The organism is Mycobacterium sp. (assembly GCF_002863225.1).
Classification (GTDB): Bacteria; Actinomycetota; Actinomycetes; order Mycobacteriales; family Mycobacteriaceae; genus Mycobacterium.
In genome coordinates this window covers 47,111-64,158 of the sequence record NZ_PKEK01000025.1, presented here as the reverse complement: position 1 = coordinate 64,158, position 17,048 = coordinate 47,111, and the positions used below count along the sequence as shown (strand labels likewise).

The 17,048-nt window shown below is 66.5% G+C and carries 14 protein-coding genes and 1 pseudogene; 5 read left to right on the top strand and 10 right to left on the bottom strand.

Going from position 1 to position 17,048, the window contains the following annotated elements:
* Nucleotides 1-14: 14 nt before the first annotated feature.
* Nucleotides 15-1,373, bottom strand: coding sequence for an HNH endonuclease signature motif containing protein (locus CYU59_RS05975; RefSeq protein ID WP_292980290.1), 1,359 nt, complete (start codon nt 1,371-1,373; stop codon nt 15-17).
* Nucleotides 1,374-1,506: 133 nt separating this feature from the next.
* On the opposite strand from CYU59_RS05975, the gene CYU59_RS05970 reads away from it, so the two are divergent.
* On the top strand, nt 1,507-2,769 hold the full coding sequence (locus tag CYU59_RS05970; RefSeq protein ID WP_292980462.1) for an alpha/beta hydrolase: 1,263 nt from the start codon (nt 1,507-1,509) through the stop codon (nt 2,767-2,769).
* On the opposite strand, the gene cysC is transcribed toward CYU59_RS05970, so the two are convergent.
* The 4 genes from cysC to CYU59_RS05950 form a co-directional block, all read right to left on the bottom strand.
* Nucleotides 2,766-4,691, bottom strand: a complete 1,926-nt coding sequence (gene cysC, locus CYU59_RS05965) for an adenylyl-sulfate kinase (RefSeq protein WP_292980287.1) — start codon at nt 4,689-4,691, stop codon at nt 2,766-2,768. The two genes, CYU59_RS05970 and cysC, sit on opposite strands and share 4 nt — an antisense overlap.
* Before the next feature lie 87 nt (nt 4,692-4,778).
* A complete protein-coding gene (cysD, locus tag CYU59_RS05960; RefSeq protein WP_292980285.1) occupies nt 4,779-5,696 on the bottom strand; it encodes a sulfate adenylyltransferase subunit CysD in 918 nt (305 codons plus the stop codon).
* Nucleotides 5,693-6,496 (bottom strand): Stf0 family sulfotransferase, encoded by an 804-nt coding sequence (locus CYU59_RS05955; protein ID WP_292980282.1) that lies wholly within the window; start codon nt 6,494-6,496, stop codon nt 5,693-5,695. The genes cysD and CYU59_RS05955 overlap by 4 nt, the downstream gene beginning before the upstream one ends.
* Before the next feature lie 86 nt (nt 6,497-6,582).
* Complete coding sequence (locus CYU59_RS05950; protein ID WP_292980279.1) at nt 6,583-8,166, bottom strand: helix-turn-helix domain-containing protein; 1,584 nt, start codon at nt 8,164-8,166, stop codon at nt 6,583-6,585.
* Between the two features lie 82 nt (nt 8,167-8,248).
* On the opposite strand from CYU59_RS05950, the gene pruA reads away from it, so the two are divergent.
* From pruA to CYU59_RS05930, 4 genes are all read left to right on the top strand, one after another.
* Nucleotides 8,249-9,880 carry an L-glutamate gamma-semialdehyde dehydrogenase gene (pruA, locus tag CYU59_RS05945; protein ID WP_292980276.1) on the top strand — a complete coding sequence of 544 codons (1,632 nt, stop codon included), beginning with the start codon at nt 8,249-8,251 and terminating at the stop codon, nt 9,878-9,880.
* Nucleotides 9,877-10,845: a proline dehydrogenase family protein gene (locus CYU59_RS05940; RefSeq protein WP_292980273.1), complete on the top strand. Its 969-nt coding sequence runs from the start codon at nt 9,877-9,879 to the stop codon at nt 10,843-10,845. The genes pruA and CYU59_RS05940 overlap by 4 nt, the downstream gene beginning before the upstream one ends.
* A 41-nt stretch (nt 10,846-10,886) precedes the next feature.
* Complete coding sequence (locus CYU59_RS05935) at nt 10,887-12,068, top strand: zinc-dependent alcohol dehydrogenase (RefSeq protein WP_292980270.1); 1,182 nt, start codon at nt 10,887-10,889, stop codon at nt 12,066-12,068.
* A gap of 99 nt (nt 12,069-12,167) precedes the next feature.
* Nucleotides 12,168-13,784, top strand: a complete 1,617-nt coding sequence (locus CYU59_RS05930) for a PPE family protein (protein WP_292980267.1) — start codon at nt 12,168-12,170, stop codon at nt 13,782-13,784.
* Here the strand turns inward: CYU59_RS05930 and CYU59_RS05925 are convergent.
* The 5 genes and pseudogenes from CYU59_RS05925 to CYU59_RS05905 all read right to left on the bottom strand — a co-directional run bounded on the left by CYU59_RS05925 (nt 13,781) and on the right by CYU59_RS05905 (nt 16,970).
* Nucleotides 13,781-14,395, bottom strand: coding sequence for a TetR/AcrR family transcriptional regulator (locus tag CYU59_RS05925; protein ID WP_292980264.1), 615 nt, complete (start codon nt 14,393-14,395; stop codon nt 13,781-13,783). The two genes, CYU59_RS05930 and CYU59_RS05925, sit on opposite strands and share 4 nt — an antisense overlap.
* Nucleotides 14,392-15,563: pseudogene (locus tag CYU59_RS05920) on the bottom strand (lipid-transfer protein). Before CYU59_RS05920 ends, CYU59_RS05925 begins: the two are co-directional and overlap by 4 nt.
* Nucleotides 15,560-16,009, bottom strand: coding sequence for a MaoC family dehydratase (locus CYU59_RS05915; RefSeq protein ID WP_292980262.1), 450 nt, complete (start codon nt 16,007-16,009; stop codon nt 15,560-15,562). The pseudogene CYU59_RS05920 and the gene CYU59_RS05915 overlap by 4 nt, the downstream one beginning before the upstream one ends.
* The gene (locus CYU59_RS05910) at nt 16,006-16,428 is read right to left on the bottom strand and encodes a Zn-ribbon domain-containing OB-fold protein (RefSeq protein ID WP_292980260.1); all 423 of its coding nucleotides are present in this window, start codon (nt 16,426-16,428) and stop codon (nt 16,006-16,008) included. Before CYU59_RS05910 ends, CYU59_RS05915 begins: the two co-directional genes overlap by 4 nt.
* Nucleotides 16,428-16,970: a MaoC family dehydratase N-terminal domain-containing protein gene (locus tag CYU59_RS05905; protein WP_292980257.1), complete on the bottom strand. Its 543-nt coding sequence runs from the start codon at nt 16,968-16,970 to the stop codon at nt 16,428-16,430. The genes CYU59_RS05910 and CYU59_RS05905 overlap by 1 nt, the downstream gene beginning before the upstream one ends.
* Nucleotides 16,971-17,048: the final 78 nt, after the last annotated feature.

The window sequence follows — 17,048 nt, the reverse complement described above, 5'->3', positions numbered from 1 at the left end:
CGCACCGGCAAGAGTCAGGGTGCTTCGTCGTCGTCGTCTCGGAGGAGTTTTTCGGGGTGGTGGTAGGTGTTGGTGCGGGGTTGGCCGTGGTCGAGGTGGGGTGGTGGGATCCATTCGGTTTGGCCGTGGGTGTTGTTGCGGGTGGTCCAGCCCTTCTCGGTGAGGTCGTGGTTGGGGCCGCAGGTCAGGCTCATGGTGTTGACGTCGGTTTCGGGGTGGGTGCGGTAGGGGTTGTTGTGGTGGACCTCGCACAGGTAGGCCGGCACGGTGCAGCCGGGAAACGTGCAGCCACGATCTCTGGCGTGCAACACAATCCGCTGGGCTGGGGAGGCCAGCCGTTTGGTGTGATACAGCGCGAGTGCTTTGCCGTGGTTGAAGATGGCCAGGTAGTGGTGGGCGTGGGAGGCCAGCCGGATCACATCCGACATCGGCAGCAGGGTGCCGCCGCTGGTGAGGCCGCGGCCGGCGCCGGCTTCCAACTCCTGCAAGGTGGTGGTGACGATGATCGAGGTGGGCAGCCCGTTGTGCTGACCCAACTCCCCCGACGCCAGCAGTGCGCGGGCGGCGGCGACGAGTGCGTCGTGGTGGCGCTGGCCGGCGGTGCGGGTGTCGCCCTGGATGGCGGCTTGGGATGGGGTGCCGCTGATGCAGGGTGTGTCGTCGGCGGGGTTGCACATCCCGGGTGCGGCCAACTTCGCGAACACCGCGTCGAGGGTGGCGCGGGCTTCGGGGGTGAGCCAGCCGCTGATCGGGGACATCCCGTCGATGTCCTGCTGACCAATCGTCACCCCGCGACGCCGGGCGCGGTCGGTGTCGGTGAAGTCACCGTCAGGGTTGAGGCAGTCGGTCAGGGTGTCGGCCAGTTTGGCCAACTCATCGGGGCGGTGCTCCAGACTGAGCCGGGCCAGCTGCGCCTCCGCCTTCGCGCGGGTATCCACATCGACGAAGTCGGGGATCCGATGCCAGAAACTGCGAATCACACTGACATGCCCAGCACCGAGGTCGCCGTTGCGTTGCGCGGCCGCCGTCGCCGCAAGGACCGGCGCTAAAGCCTCACCGTTGAGCGCGCGCCGCGCACCCAAGTCCGCGGCTTCGTGGACGCGTCGCGAGGCCTCACTACGGCTGATCCGTAACCGGTTGGCCAGCACCGGCGCCAACTTCCCACCCAGCACGGCCGGCTCGACAACAGCCAGCTCGTTGATCAACGCATGCTCGACGGCGGGCTGGGCGCGGCGAAACCCCTCAAACCGCTCCAGCACCCTGAGCCGTTCAGGGGTGGTCAGCGCGTTGAACGTGAGGTCCAGGGCGCGTTTGTAGGCGGCGTCGAGCGCGTCGAGGACCTCGACGACCTCCTCGCGACTACTAGAACGCATGTTCGAAGAGTAACGACGGCCACCGACAGAAGCACCCCACCCGAACCCGATTGTGGATAAACCTGCGACTGTGGATCAAGCCCACACGGACCGCAGCGAAACTGAAGTGACGCAAGTGGTTTCAGTTGAAGAAATGGGCTGTGGTTTAGTGGTGCCCGTGAAGAAATTCTCAGCCGTGCTGGCCTCGCTGGCCGGCCTCGCGGCCACCGCCAACGGCTATCGACCGGTGAGCAGACGCGGTTACCTGTCGATGTATGCGTTCTCCTTCGGGGTGTTCGCCACCGAGTTGCCCCTTCAGGTCATCGCCGCGCAATTCGCGCTTCTGGTGGCCGTGACCCGCAAGCTCCCGTTCGAGGCGCGGCGGTTCAGTTGGCTGGTCTCGGCGTTGTCCTGGCTGGGCCTGTTCGGTCTGAACCGCATCGGCCACCAGTCGAACCAGCCGCTGACCGCCGCGCTCGAGGCCGGACTGGGACCCAAGCGCCGCACCAAGTCGGCCGATCTGTGGAAGCGGCCGGACGGTGCAGGCACGGCTAAAGCGCCCGGGGTGGTCCGGATGGCCCGCATCTACGGCAACTACGCGCATGACACCGACATCAGCTACGGCGAGCACGGCGCGCGAAACCACCTCGACATCTGGCGGCGGCCCGACCTGGACCGCGGCGGGAAAGCGCCTGTGCTGCTGCAGGTTCCGGGCGGCGCATGGATGGTCGGCAGCAAACGGCAGCAGGCCTATCCGCTGATGAGCCACCTCGCCGAGCTGGGCTGGGTGTGCGTCGCGATCAACTACCGGCTCAGCCCGCGCTCGACCTGGCCGGACCAGATCATCGACGTCAAGCGTGCGCTGGCCTGGACCAAGGAACACATTGCCGAATACGGCGGCGACCCGGACTGGGTGGCGATCACCGGCGGCTCGGCTGGTGGGCACTTGAGTGCGCTGGCGGCTCTGACGGCCAACGACCCGCAGTTTCAGCCCGGCTTCGAGGACGCCGACACCAGTGTGCAGGCCGCTGTCCCGTTCTACGGCCTCTACGACTTCACCCGCAAAGAGGCCATTCACACGCTGATGGCACCCATCCTGGGGAAGTACGTCTTCAAGCTGCGCCGACCGGAATTGATCGAAGCCTTCAAGGCGGCCTCACCGATCACCTACATATCACCGGACGCGCCACCGTTTTTCGTACTGCACGGGACAAACGACTCGTTGATACCGGTCGAACAGGGCCGCGCGTTCAGCAAGCGGCTGCAGGAAGTCAGCCGCCAACCGGTCGCCTATGCCGAATTACCCTTCGCGCAACACGCTTTCGACATCTTCGGCTCGGTACGAGCGCGTCACTCCGCTCTCGCCGTCGAGCAGTTTCTCGCCGAGATCTACTCGAAACGACAGGTTGCGGTCTAGCTCGACGGGCGCGGGCTGCGCTCGTCCAGCAGGGCGATGACCTTCGCTGCTAGGTCGTCGGTGTCGGCGCCGGCGGTGTCGAGCACCAGATCGGCGTCTTCCGGCGGCTCGTAGGGTGCGTCAACACCCGTCAGGCCTTTCAGCTCACCGTCGCGGGCTCGCTTGTAAAGGCCCTTGGGATCCCGCTTTTCGCACTCCTCAAGCGACGTGGCGATGTGCACCTCGATGAAGGGCAACTTGGCCGCGTCGCTGAGCGCCCGCGCGGTCTCCCGATCCGACTTCAGCGGTGACACCAGCGAAGCCAGCGCCACCACCCCCGCGTCGGCAAGCAATCGGGTCAAATGGCCCACCCGCCTGATGTTCTCGGTGCGATCGCCAGGGGAGAAGCCCAGGTCGTCGGACAGGCCGTGGCGCAGGTTGTCGCCGTCGAGCAGATAGGCGACTCGGCCCGACTCGACCAGCGCTCGCTCGACCGCGACAGCGACAGTCGACTTGCCGGAGGCGGGCAGGCCGGTGAACCAGATGGTCGCGCCCGCTTGTCCGGTCGCTTGCTGGCGATGGCTGCGGTCCAATGCCGATGGGTGCCAACGGATGTCGCTGCGCGGGTGGGTGCCCGGCTTCACCTCGCGGGCCTCGATGATGGTGCCCGCGCCGATGGTGTCGTTGGTGACTTCGTCGATGAGGATGAATGCGCCGCTGTCGCGGTTGTCGAGATAGCTGTCGGCAATGACGACCGAACTGGTCCGCAGGGTCACGGTGCCGATGTCGTTGAGCTCCAGCTCGACTGGATTGTCGACTTCGTCGAGCGTCTCCGGATCAAGCCGCGAGTGCAGCTCCTGCACCGTCGCCCGGACGGTGGTGGTGGTCTGCTTGAGAGCCAAACGGTCACCAGCCCGCAGCGGGGAGTCGACGAACCAGCAGACATTCGCGTGCAGCTCACGGGCCAATACCGGATGCGCTGCGTTCTCGGCCCCGCTGACCAGCACGTCACCGCGGCCGATGTCGATGTCATCGGCCAACTCCACCGAAACCGACAGGGGGGCAACGCCCGTCGTGCGGTCGTCATCGAGGGTGTCCAGGGCCGTGACCGTCGACGCTGTTCCGGCGGGCAGCGAGATGATCGGGTCGCCGACGCTGAGTGTGCCGGCGGCAAGCCGTCCGGTGTAGCGGCGACGCTGGTCGTCGGTGGGCCGCGAGACCCACTGGATCGGCAACCGCAACCGGGCCGGTTCCGCTTGCGGCGCAGCGAGTTCGATGCCCTCAAGATAGTCCAACAGGGCTGGGCCGTCGTACCAGGGCGTGCGGTCGGAACGGTGCACCACGTTGTCACCGTGCTTGGCGGCGATCGGGATCACTGTGATGTCGAGCCCGCCGAGGCGCTTGCCCAACTTCCGCAGCTCAGCCTCTACTTCGGTGAACCGGGACTCGTCGAAGTCGACCAGGTCGATCTTGTTGACGGTCGCGACAAAGTGCTTGATACCCAACAGTTTTGCGATTCGGGCATGCCGGCGGGTCTGCCGCAGAACGCCGGCACGCGCATCGACCAGCAGGATCGCGACGTGGGCGTTGGACGCGCCGGTGAACATGTTGCGGGTGTAGCGCTCGTGGCCGGGCGTGTCCGCCAGGATGTAGCTGCGGGTTGCGGTGGAGAAGAACCGGTACGCGACGTCGATCGTGATGCCTTGTTCGCGTTCGGCGCGCAGACCGTCGGACAACGCGGCCAGGTCGGCGACGCCCTCTTCGTCGGTGACGGCTTCCAAGTGGTCGAGCGGCAGGCTGTCGGTGTCGTGCAGCAGGCGCCCGATCAGCGTGCTCTTGCCGTCGTCGACCGAACCCGCGGTGGTGATCCGCAGCAACTGGCGCGTGATTCCGCCGTCCGGCTGGAAGCTCGCGTCCTGCGCGGTGTCTTCGCTCACGCTCATCAGCTGAGGCCCTTTCGTTCTTCTTCGCTGCCGCTCATCAGGCCGCTCATCAGCTCAGGCTTCCTTGTTCTTCTTCGCTGCCGCTCATCAGAAGTAGCCCTCTCGCTTGCGGTCTTCCATCGCGGCGACCGAGGTGCGGTCGTCGGCCCGGGTCTCGCCCCGCTCTGACACCGTCGCCGCCGAAATCTCTTCGATCACCCCGCTGATCTCGGTGGCCCTGGATCGGACCGCGCCGGTGATCGTCAGGTCGCCGACGGTGCGGTAGCGCACCCACTCCGTGCTGGCGCTCTCGTCGTTGTGTGGTTCGGCGTACTCCGACACCGCCAGCAGGATGCCGTCGCGCTCGAACACCTCGCGCTCGTGGGCGTAGTAAATCGACGGTATTTCAAGGTTTTCCAGCTCGATGTAGCGCCACACGTCGAGCTCTGTCCAGTTGCTCAGCGGGAACACCCGAACTTGCTCACCCTTCTTGATCCGGCCGTTGTACAACGACCACGGCTCGGGCCGCTGCGCCCGCGGGTCCCACTGGCCGAACTCGTCGCGAAAGCTCAGGATGCGTTCCTTGGCGCGGGCCCGCTCCTCGTCGCGGCGGGCGCCGCCGAACGCCGCGTCGAACTCGCCGGCCTCCAGCGCGTCGAGCAACGTGCGGGTCTGCGCCCGGTTGCGCGAGGCGTTGCGGCCGGGGTCGGGAACTCGACCCTTGTCGATGGACTCCTGCACCGAAGCGACGATCAGCTTGTGACCTTCACCGTCGACCCGTCGGTCGCGAAACTCGATCACCTCGGGAAAGTTGTGGCCGGTGTCCACGTGCATCACCGGAAAGGGCAGCGGGAGTGGCCGAAAAGCCTTCTCCGCCAAGCGAAGTAGGACTATCGAGTCCTTACCGGCAGAGAACAGCAGCACCGGCCTCTCCAGCTCGGCGGCAACCTCGCGGATGATGTGCACGGCTTCGGCTTCCAGCAGCCGCAGCTCGTCGACGCGCTTGGTTTCTGTCGGTGCACTCACAGCGGCAAGCCCTCTCGTTCGGCGTCTTCGCGGTAGCGGTCTACCCACTCGTCGGAGCGTTTATCCGCCTGACGCTCCAGCACCGGCTCCGGTGCGAGTCCGCGGTCGAGTCCCAGTGACTCCAGGATGTCGCCGACGACCTGAGTCAGGTTGCGCCACAACACCGGATAAGAAATCTCCAACGGTTTGACGTTCTCTTCGGCGAACCACTTCCGCCAGCCCTCTTCCTGGCCCCGCAACATCGTGATGACGTGTGCGATGGCGCCGGCGTGATAGGTGGCACGCGCGTCACGAACCGGGTCCGGCCGACCACGCCACACCCGGGTCTGAACTGCGCGCCAGAACGACACGGCCTGCGACACCACGTCCGGGCGGTAGACGTAGACCAGGACCGGGTCCTGGCCGACCACGTCGCGGATCGCGGACAGCAGCCCGTCACCGGACCGGTCCGGCAACCCGGCCGCGCGGTCCAGCAGCAGTGACGTCTGGTTCCACATCAACTTGCCGCCCCACACGCCGTTCGGTGTCCGCCCGACGGTGCGGATGTAGTCGCGCCAGATCTCCGGCGGCGCCAGATCGGGCTTGCCCTCGTCCAGCGGATCGAGCAGGCTCAGAATCGACTCGTCGTCGACCCCGGCGAACCATTCGCGCGGCTGCGGCGACTGGCTGGTGGTCGGGAGGTACTGGAAGAACTCCTGGGGTTCACCGGCCACACCGGTCGCGCGCAGCGATTCGACCAAGAGGGTGCTGCCGCTCCGCTGGGAGGCGAGCACCAGATATGCCGACGGGCGATCTGTCACCTGAGCAGCTTAGCTGACGGAAAATTGTTGCCACTCTTCCAATTACCGTCAGGGTGAACATAACTGTTGCGCCATTGCGCGCCCAGTCAGGAGATCCGTTCGGTCGCCCGCAGTCCCAGTGAAAGTAGCAGTCGGACATCGGGATCGGCCAGCGATGTTGTGAGGATCGTCTCTATTCGACGGACGCGGTAGCGCACGGTGTTGGGGTGGACGTGCAGGTGCTGTGCCGCGGCCGCGACGTCGCCGAACGCGTCCAGGTAGACCCGCAGGGTATGCGCCAGCACCGGGTCGCGATCGCGTAGCTCCCGCACCCGCGGGTCGACCAACCGCTGGTCGTCGCCGACCATCGTCACGATCTCGTCGAGCAGCACCGTGGTCCGGGCTTCGGCCAGCGACGTCACCGCCGGGAACGAATCTGGATGGCGCTCAGCACTATCCAGCACGCGATCGACGTCTGCCCGTACCGCGGACAGGCCGGCCAGCCCGGGCAGCGGTGCGGCCACCACCGCCCGCAGCCGCAGGCCCAGTTCGGTGTGCAGTCCACTGACAGCGCCGCGAATCCAGGACTGCAACGCCGACCGCTTGGTGGCCTGCGGGAACACCACGTACACCCGCGACCCTCGCGATGCGATCTGCGCGTCGGCACGAAAAGCGTTGGCGCTCAGCGCCAGAATGTCGGCAAGTCGGTCGTGGTGCTCAGCGCCGTCGCTGGAAGATCGGCAGAACGCCACCAACGCCGCCGGGCCGTCGGCAACGACACCCAAGTCGCGTGCGACGGTGTCCGGATCGACCGGCCCACCGTCGGTGAGGCCGAGTAGTTGCTGCGTGCGCAGCGTCTGCGTCGACGGTCGGGCCGTCAGCCGGGACATGATGCGGGCGGCCAGCACCGCGGCGCCACGCAGTACCTCCTCGGCATCGTGGGCCAGCGGCCGGGACCCCTGCTGCACCCAGATGCAGCCCGCGAATGCGCGGCGGGCGTCGGCGCGGTGGATACCGACGGCCAGCCGCGGGCGCAGCCGCAACTCCGGGCGCTCAGCCACCCGGACCACGTCGCCGCCGGCGCGCAGGGCGTCGAAGATGCCCCACTGCCCGATCCACCGCAGATGTTCGGGTGGGCCGGCGCGGCCCAGGATCGACAGTCGCCGCAGCTCGTCGGCCTCGTCGTTGGACGCCGAGTAGGCCAGCACGTGCGATTGGTCGTCTTCGATGCTGACCATCCCGTGAACGCGGTCGGCCAGCGACTGTGCCAGCCCGAACAGGTCGGTGTCGGAGTCGTGCTGGGCGTCGCCGTGGTGCTCCAGCACATGGTCGACCAGCCGGTACAGCCGCTCCCATCGGGCCCGCGGATCCACCGCCACCACCGCGGTCCCGAGCGCGACCGCCCTGGTGACGAACGCGTCGGACGGCTCCTTCGCAAAGACGGCTACCGGGGCGGGTCCGGTGGCAGAGCTGCCCAGCCAATCCCGGGCCTCGGTGTCGGAGACGCCCAGCAGGAAGAACACGTCGGCGGCGTCCGCGCCCCGGCCGATCCCGAGCCGCACATCGTCGGAATCGATCAGCGCGGCCAAGGCGACGGTCAGGTCGAGGCCGCGGGGCGCGTCGATCAGTCTGGCCATGGTCGTATCCAGGGCCAACAGCAGTTGGCCGAGGCTGACACCGGCAACCGACATGTTGGCCGATTCTACTAGCCAAGACGACAAAGCTTAGCCAATCGGCCAACAGTAGCGGGCGTGGTCGCTGAGATCCTGAGACATGGACGCTGTCACCGACGTACCGCCACCCGTCAACGAGCCAATTCATGACTACGCGCCGCATTCGCCCGAACGGGCCAGGTTGCAGACCGCTCTCGCCGAACTCGCCGACCAGACGATCGACTTGCCGCACGTCATCGGGGGCGTCCACCGGATGGGCGGTGGTGAACGGATCGATGTCGCCGCACCGCACCGGCACTCGTTGACGCTGGGCACGCTGACCAACGCGTTGCACCGTGATGCGGCCGCTGCCGTGCAGGCCGCGTCGCTGGCTCGGATCGACTGGGCAGCAATGCCATTCGATGAACGGGCGGCGATTTTCTTGCGGGCTGCCGACCTGCTTGCCGGTCCGTGGCGAGAGACGATCGCGGCCGCGACGATGCTCGGGCAATCCAAAACCGCCTACCAGGCCGAGATCGACGCGTCCTGCGAGACGGCGGACTTCTGGCGGTTCAATGTCGAGTTCGCCCGCCAGATCCTGGCCCAGCAGCCGCGCAGCGCCCGCGGTGAGTGGAACCGCACCGACTACCGACCACTGGACGGATTCGTCTATGCCGTCACGCCGTTCAACTTCACCTCGATCGCCGCGAACCTGCCGACCGCGCCGGCCCTGATGGGCAACACGGTGGTGTGGAAGCCGTCGGTGACGCAGACGTTGTCCGCTTACCTGACCATGCAACTGTTGGAGGCCGCGGGACTCCCACCCGGCGTGGTCAACATGGTCACCGGCGACGGCTACGCGGTATCGGAGGTGGCACTGGCCGATCCACGGCTGGCGGGCATCCACTTCACCGGCTCGACGGCCACCTTTCAGCATCTCTGGCAACAGGTCGGCTCAAACATCGAGCGTTACCACAGCTATCCGCGACTGGTGGGCGAGACCGGCGGCAAAGACTTTGTGCTGGCGCACAGTTCGGCACCGCCCGACGTGCTGCGCACCGCGTTGATCCGCGGTGCTTTCGACTACCAGGGTCAGAAGTGTTCCGCGGCGTCACGGGCCTTCATCGCGCACTCGGTGTGGCAGCGGATGGGTGACGACTTTCTGGCCGCAACCGCCGAGCTCCCCTTCGGTGACGTCGCGGACCTGGCGAACTTCGGCGGCGCCCTGATCGACCGGCGCGCCTTCGCCAAGAACGTTGCCGCCATCGAGCGTGCCAAGAGCGCGCCCGGCGTGACGATCGCAGTCGGCGGCGAATATGACGACAGCGAAGGGTATTTCGTGCGCCCGACGGTGCTGGTGTCCGACGACCCGACCGACGAGTCGTTCGCCACCGAGTACTTCGGTCCGCTGTTGTCGGTCTATGTCTACCCCGACGACGAATTCGACCGGGTGATCGACGTGATCGACACCGGGTCTCGGTACGCGCTCACCGGCGCGGTGATCGCCGACGACCGTGACGCCGTACTCGCCGCGCAGAATCGGCTGCGGTTCGCGGCCGGAAACTTCTATGTCAACGACAAGCCGACCGGGGCGGTGGTCGGGCGTCAGCCGTTCGGCGGATCCCGTGGCTCGGGCACCAACGACAAAGCCGGCTCGGCGCTGAATCTGTTGCGCTGGACGTCCGCTCGTTCGATCAAGGAGACGTTCGTGCCGGCCACCGACCACCGTTACCCGCACATGGACACAGCATGAGCGGGCTGTTCGCCCGGACGCTACGGCCGGCGATCCTGGCCGCCGGCCGGTCGCACGGCCTGCAGCACACCGCCGAGCGGTTGACCGTCACCCGCCGGGTGGTCGATCGCTTCGTGCCGGGGACAACCCTGCGGGAGATCATGGACAGCGCTGCGGCGCTGCGCGATTCGGGTCGATTGATCAGCATCGACTATCTGGGAGAACAGGTCACCGACACCGACGGCGCCGCCGCCACCGTGAATGCCTACCTCCGTCTGCTCGAGGAGCTGGGCAGGCGGCCGGACGCCACCCAGCGCGGGGTGCGGCCGCTCGAGGTGTCGCTGAAACTCTCCGCACTGGGCCAGGCTCTGACGCGCGACGGCGAGCAGATCGCACTGTGGCACGCTCACCGGATCTGCGAGCGGGCCGAGCAGATCGGCGCCTGGGTCACCCTCGACGCCGAGGATCACACCACCACCGATTCCACGCTGGCGATCGCCGCCGAATTGCGTACCGACTTTCCCTGGCTGGGCGTGGTGCTGCAGGCTTACCTGCGACGAACGCCCGGCGACTGCGAACAGTTCGCGAGCTCGGGTGCCAGGGTCCGGTTGTGCAAGGGCGCTTACGACGAACCGGCGTCGGTGGCCCACCGCGACACCGCGGCGGTCACGGCGGCCTACCTGCGTTGTCTGCGGTTGCTGATGACGGGGCCCGGATACCCGATGGTCGCTTCGCACGACCCGGTGATTGTCGACGCGGCAGCCACGATGGCGCGCGAAACTGGCAGGGCTACAACAGATTTCGAATACCAGATGTTGTACGGAGTTCGAGACCCGGAGCAGCGAAGGCTGGCGGCGGCCGGCAGCCAGGTCCGCATCTACGTGCCGTTCGGCACCGCGTGGTACGGCTACTTCATGCGGCGGCTGGCCGAGCGCCCGGCCAATCTGACCTTCTTCATGCGGGCACTCGCCAACGTGGGCCACTGACCACGGCGTTTCGCGAATCCTCATACGGGTACGACCTGATGATGAAAGCTGTCACCTGGCACGGCAAACGCGATGTGCGCGTTGAGTCGGTGCCCGACCCCGAAATCCAGCAACCCACCGACGCCATCATCGAAGTCACCTCGACCAACATCTGCGGCTCGGATCTGCACCTCTACGAAGTGCTCGGTCCATTCATGAACGCCGGTGACATCCTCGGACACGAACCGATGGGCATCGTCCGGGAAGTCGGCAGCGAAACCGGGGACCTGCGCGTCGGTGACCGGGTGGTCATCCCGTTCCAGATTTCCTGCGGCAGCTGTCATATGTGCAAGGAACAGCTCTACACCCAGTGCGAGACAACCCAGGTGCGCGACCAGGGCATGGGGGCCGCGCTGTTCGGCTATTCAGAGCTCTACGGCGAGGTGCCCGGCGGCCAGGCCGAACTGCTGCGGGTGCCGCAGGCGCAGTTCACCCACATCAAAGTGCCTGTGGGACCGCCTGATTCGCGCTTCGTTTACCTCTCCGATGTATTGCCCACGGCGTGGCAGTCGGTGGCGTACGCCAATATCCCGGACGGCGGTTCGGTCACCGTGTTGGGCCTGGGCCCGATCGGCGACATGGCTGCACGCATCGCCGACCACCTCGGTTACCGGGTGATCGCCGTCGACCTGGTGCCGGAGCGGCTGGCCCGGCTCGCCGAACGCGGCATCCAGACCATCGACCTCAGCCACATCGACGCCGAAATCGGCGATGTGATCCGCGATCTCACCGATGGGCGCGGCACCGACTCGGTGATCGACGCGGTCGGCATGGAAGCCCACGGTTCACCGGTCGCCAAGGCGGCGCAGCAGATCACCGGGTTGTTGCCGGACATGCTGGGCAAACGACTGATGCAGACCGCCGGCGTGGACCGGCTCGGCGCCCTGTATTCGGCGATCGACATCGTGCGCCGCGGCGGAACGATCTCGCTGATCGGCGTCTACGGCGGAATGGCCGACCCGCTGCCGATGCTCACGCTGTTCGACAAACAGATCACGCTGCGGATGGGTCAGGCCAACGTCAAGCGGTGGTCGGACGACATCATGCCGCTGCTGACCGACGCCGATCCGCTCGGCGTCGACAGCTTCGCCACCCACATCCTCCCGCTCGACGATGCGCCGCACGCCTACGACATCTTCCAGAAGAAGGAGGACGGCGCGGTCAAGGTCATCCTGCGGCCCTGACCTCAGCGCCAGTCCAAGTCAGCCACGCATAACTGCTCATTTTCTGATGCCTAAGTTTAAAGTTAGGCTCACCGAAAACTAAGCAGCGAGGGGTGGTGGATGTCTGGACCTGCGTGGATGGCCTCGCCGCCCGAAGTGCATTCCGCATTGCTCAGCAGCGGACCCGGTGCCGGACCGATGTTGGCGGCTGCCGGCGCGTGGCGGTCGCTGAGTGCGGAGTACGCAGCGGCGGCCGAGGAGGCGCAGCAATTGCTGGCCGGAATCCAGGCGGGTCTGTGGGAGGGTGTCGGTGCGGAGTCCTACGCGGCCGCCCACGCGCCGTACATGGCGTGGTTGCTCCAGGCCGCGGCTGACAGCACCATGACCGCCGCCCAACTCGACACTGCGGCCGCGGCCTATGGCGTGGCACTGGCGACGATGCCGTCCCTGGCCGAACTTGCGGCGAATCACACCGTGCACGGGGTCCTGGTCGCAACGAACTTTTTCGGGCTCAACACGATCCCGATTGCGCTCAACGAAGCGGACTACGCGCGGATGTGGGTTCAGGCGGCCACCACGATGGGCGTCTACCAGGCGGTGTCCACCGCTGCGCTGTCGGCGACACCGCGGACCGCACCCGCCCCGCGAATCGTGAAAGCCGCTGCGGCACAGCCGCCGCAGTTCAACAATCCCTTGCAAGGTCTGCTGGACCAGCTCGCGCCGCTGCTGAAGGCTCTCGGTATCGAAGACACCGCGACCGCCCATGACCCGATGATCTCCAACGAGCTGACCACCTTCATCGCGCAGATCCTGCAGAACTTCGGCGCGAACTGGAATCCCGGCGCAGGCACTCTCAACGGGCAGGTCTACGACTATTACGTCGATGCCAGCCAGCCGATCTGGTACCTGGCCCGGTCCCTGGAACTCGTCGAGGATTTTCTGTACGTCTCGCAGAATCCGGGGCAGGCGGTGCAGGCATTCCAATACCTGGCGGCACTGGCGCTGTTCGACTGGCCCACCCATATCGCTCAGTTGGCCAGCACGGTCAGCCAGTCGCCGGCGCTGTTCGCCGTGGCACTCGGCGCGGTGGTGGCCCCGGCCGGAGCCGCGGGTGGTCTCGCCGGTCTGGCCGGGCTGGCCGGGCTTCCGCACCTGCAGCTGCCTGCGGGCCCCGCGAATCTGCCTGTCGTGCCGGGTGTTTGGCCCGCCTCGGCGACGCCGGTCCCGAGCGTCGCGCCGGGCACCGCGCCGAGTTCGGCGCCCGCTCCCGCATCCACCGCGACAGTCTCCGGTTCGACGCCACCACCGTCGCCGCCGTCGGCCGGCGCGACGGGGTTCGTGGCTCCCTACGCGATCGGACCGCCCGGCATCGGTTTCGGCTCCGGGCTGGGCATCGGCGCCAGCTCCACCGAGAAACGACGGGCGCCCGAACCGGATGCCGCCGCTGCCGCGGCCGCCGCCCAGCTGACCAATCCGAGGCAACGGCGGGCCCGCCGCCGCCAGCGCGAAGTACTCCGCGCCCATGGTGACGAATTCATGGATGCCGCCGGCGATGACCCGGCCGGTTTGGCGCAGACCGAGGCCTCGGATAGCGGCGGCGGACCGCTGGGCTTCGCCGGAACCACCGCCAAGCCCGTCCGCGCCGCCACCGGGTTCAGTGTTCGGACCGGTGACTCGTTCGGCTGCGATCCGGGGCTGCCGATGCTGCCGGCCAGCTGGGAACCGGGCGACGACTAACCGCGCCGTGGCCGCTGACGGTCGTTGGCGAACCCTTGCACCACATGTGCCCGCACGAAGTCGGCGACCACCTCGGGGTCGTCCATGTCCAGCGTCGACGACGGAGTGCTGAACAACGAGAACAAGATTCGGGCAAACCACTCGCCGCTGGCCTGGATGTCGAGATCCTTGCGCACCTCGCCGGTGAGCTTGGCGGCGGCCAGGTGTGGTGCCAGGAAGTCGACACATTCGCGCAGCAGCACCGCGGCGTCCTTGGTCAGCAGCAGGCTGACCGCCTCTTCGTCGAAGTACTTCTCCGAGGCGATGGCCCGCCGGGCCTGCGTGACGAAAACCGCTGCGCGCGCGAGCTTGTCCTCCAGCGAACCACCGGTGTCCATCGCGATCGACATCTGCCGGTAGAACTGCTCGGAGGTGTGCTCGGCGCAGGCCTCGACGATCGCCGCCTTGTCGCGGAAGTACTCGTAGATGGTGCTGCGGGCTACATTGGCCACCCGGGCGATGTCGACGATCGTCGCCTTCTGCAATCCCTGCTTGCGAAAGCAGGAATACGCCGACTCGATGATGATCTCGCGGGTGTCGGCCCAGGTCGATTCGGTCACCGGGCGGCTCACTGCCCGGAAGCGAGAATCAACCCGCTGGTCGGCACACCGGTACCCGAGGTGACGAGTACATGCTCGACATCGTCCACCTGGTTGTGCGAGGTCCCCCGAACCTGGCGCACGCCTTCGGTGATGCCGTTCATCCCATGAATGTAGGCCTCGCCGAGCAGCCCGCCGTTGGTGTTGATCGGCAGCTCGCCGCCCAGTGACAACCGCTCGACCGTCGCGAAGTCCTTGGCCTCGCCGCGTCCACAGAACCCGAGTTCTTCGAACTGGGTGAACACGAACGGGGTGAAATGGTCGTAGATGAAGGCGGTTTGGATGTCGCTCGGCTTCAGGCCGGAGTCGCGCCACAACTTGTCGGCGACCACGCCCATCTCGGGCAATCCGGTGATGTCGTCGCGGTAGTAGCTGGTCATCATCTCGCCGTTGTAGGCCGCACCCTGCGCGGCCGCAGAGATGATCGTGGGGGGTTGCCTCAGATCGCGGGCCCGCTCGGCGCTGGTCACCACGAGTGCCACACCGCCGTCGCTTTCCTGGCAGCAATCCAGCAGCCGCAGAACGGGTTCGATGATCCACCGCGAATTCTGGTGATCCTCCAACGTGATCGGCCGCTGGTAGAACCACGCGTCCGGGTTGTTGGCAGCATGGGCGCGGTCGACGACGGCGATCCGACCGAAGTCGGAGTTGGTGACTCCGTACGTCGACATGTAGCGCTGCGCATGCAGCGCGACCCACGCCGCGGGGGTGAGCAATCCGAACGGGGCGTAATGCGCCATGAACAAGGGGGTTTCGGCACTGGTGCGCCCGCTGCCACCGAAGCGAATCCCGGAGCGCTCGTTGAACGCGCGGTAGCAGACCACGACGTCCGCGACGCCGGCCGCCACCGCCATCGCGGCATGCGCGACGGTTCCGGCTGCGGCACCGCCGCCAGGGGGACGCGGGAGAAGAAGGTCAGATCACCGATGCCGACGTTGCGGGCGACCTCGATCTCGTCGCTGGAATCCATCGTGAACGTGACCATGCCGTCGACGTCACCGGGCGACAACCCGGCATCGTCGAGTGCGGCGCTGACCGCCTCGCAGGCCAATTGCAGTTCGCTGCGGCCGGATTCCTTGGAGAACTCGGTCTGGCCGATACCGGCGATGGCGGTGGTGCCGGCCAGCAGCGAAACACTCATGCGCCTGCTCCGTCCAACAGGCTGAGGACCGCGGTCCCGGAGACGTGGTTGCCGAGGCTGTTGGCCGCCTGGAAACTGACCTCGACGAAATTCTCCCCGTCCGAGCCTTCTTTCTTGCCGGTGACGTGTCCGGTGAAGCGCAGCGGGTCATCCGGAAACGACGGCACGCCAAGGCGAATGGACAGTTTTGTGACCATCGCCTCAGGGCCGGCCCAGTCGGTGAGGAACCGGACGCAGTAGCCGTTCGAGGTCAGGATGTTCATGAACAGATTGGGCGAGCCCTGCTGCTTGGCATAGGCCGCGTCGTGATGCACCGGCATGAAGTCACGTGAGGCGATGGCGCCGGCGACGATCATCGTGGTGGTCAACGGAATCTCCAGCGGTGTCACCTCGTCACCGACGCTGATGTCCGCCCACTTGCACGTGGAGGTGCGGGAGGCTGTCATGACCGTCCTTCCCCAGCCGGCCGGAACTGGTGCAGCACAAGCTCTTTTTCCCCGGCGTCATTGAATCCGCGGTAGTAGACCTCGACCGGCATTGAGACCTGCACATCGGCCGGATCGATATCGGTCAGGTTCGACACGATCCGGACGCCTTCGTCGAGTTGGATGAGCGCGACGATGTAGGGATAGTCGAAGAACGGGAACTGCGGCTGCTGCGGCATCACGTAGCTGTAGACGGTGCCGCGGCCGGAGGACTCGATCGCTTCCCAGTCCAACGAACGGCATTTCGGGCACATCGGCTGCGGCGGATTGCGGATTGCCTGACATCCGTTGCAGCGCTGGATCAGCAGCTTGTGTTCGCGCAGCCCGTCCCAGAAGAACTCGGTGTCCGGGCTGATGGCCGGCGCCAGTCGGGTGTCCATCAGTTCGCCGGCTTGAATCGCAGGACCCGGAACCGTTGCCTGCCAAGCACTTCACCGTGCTGATCGCTGTAGGTGAGCACCCACGTCACGAAGAATCCGGTGCCGAGTGCCGTGGTCTTCTCGTCGGAGACCTCTTCGTACACCGACGTCGCGCTGATCTCGTCACCCAGTTTGGGGTAACGGTTGATCTCGAACTCCGAGTTGGTCGCGACGATGCTGGTGTAGCCGGCTTCGTCGAGAAAAGCAGTGGGGTTGTTGGTGATCTCGACGGGGGAGCCGCCCCGCTCACCGATTCCTTCGAGCTTCGGCGCCGGCATGGTCCAGGTCTGCAGCATCACCGGCGGCGACACGATGCCGCCGAATCTCGACGCCGCGGCGAACTCCGGGTCGAGGTAGACCGGGTTCATGTCGTTGAGCGCATACGCCCAGTGCCGAATCATCGGTTGATTCACCGGATCCGGCGCGACCGAGGGTTTGGCGCTGCCGCCGGTCGGCTGGCCGACGAGGGCCTCGAGCTTGCTCTGCAGGTCGGCGTCGCTCACTGGGTGGATCCTCCCGATTTTCCGTTTTTAGACTGGGCCGTTGAACGACGGTGATCGGACAGGTTGTCTCGAAGTGTC

Bases quoted from the DNA above. Each gene is read 5' to 3' on its own strand.
- CYU59_RS05975 (WP_292980290.1), bottom strand. From the start codon at position 1,373: ATGCGTTCTAGTAGTCGCGAGGAGGTCGTCGAGGTCCTCGACGCGCTC.
- CYU59_RS05970 (WP_292980462.1), top strand. From the start codon at position 1,507: ATGGGCTGTGGTTTAGTGGTGCCCGTGAAGAAATTCTCAGCCGTGCTG.
- cysC (WP_292980287.1), bottom strand. From the start codon at position 4,691: ATGAGCGTGAGCGAAGACACCGCGCAGGACGCGAGCTTCCAGCCGGAC.
- CYU59_RS05950 (WP_292980279.1), bottom strand. From the start codon at position 8,166: ATGTCGGTTGCCGGTGTCAGCCTCGGCCAACTGCTGTTGGCCCTGGAT.
- pruA (WP_292980276.1), top strand. From the start codon at position 8,249: ATGGACGCTGTCACCGACGTACCGCCACCCGTCAACGAGCCAATTCAT.
- CYU59_RS05940 (WP_292980273.1), top strand. From the start codon at position 9,877: ATGAGCGGGCTGTTCGCCCGGACGCTACGGCCGGCGATCCTGGCCGCC.
- CYU59_RS05935 (WP_292980270.1), top strand. From the start codon at position 10,887: ATGAAAGCTGTCACCTGGCACGGCAAACGCGATGTGCGCGTTGAGTCG.
- CYU59_RS05930 (WP_292980267.1), top strand. From the start codon at position 12,168: ATGTCTGGACCTGCGTGGATGGCCTCGCCGCCCGAAGTGCATTCCGCA.
- CYU59_RS05915 (WP_292980262.1), bottom strand. From the start codon at position 16,009: ATGACAGCCTCCCGCACCTCCACGTGCAAGTGGGCGGACATCAGCGTC.
- CYU59_RS05910 (WP_292980260.1), bottom strand. From the start codon at position 16,428: ATGGACACCCGACTGGCGCCGGCCATCAGCCCGGACACCGAGTTCTTC.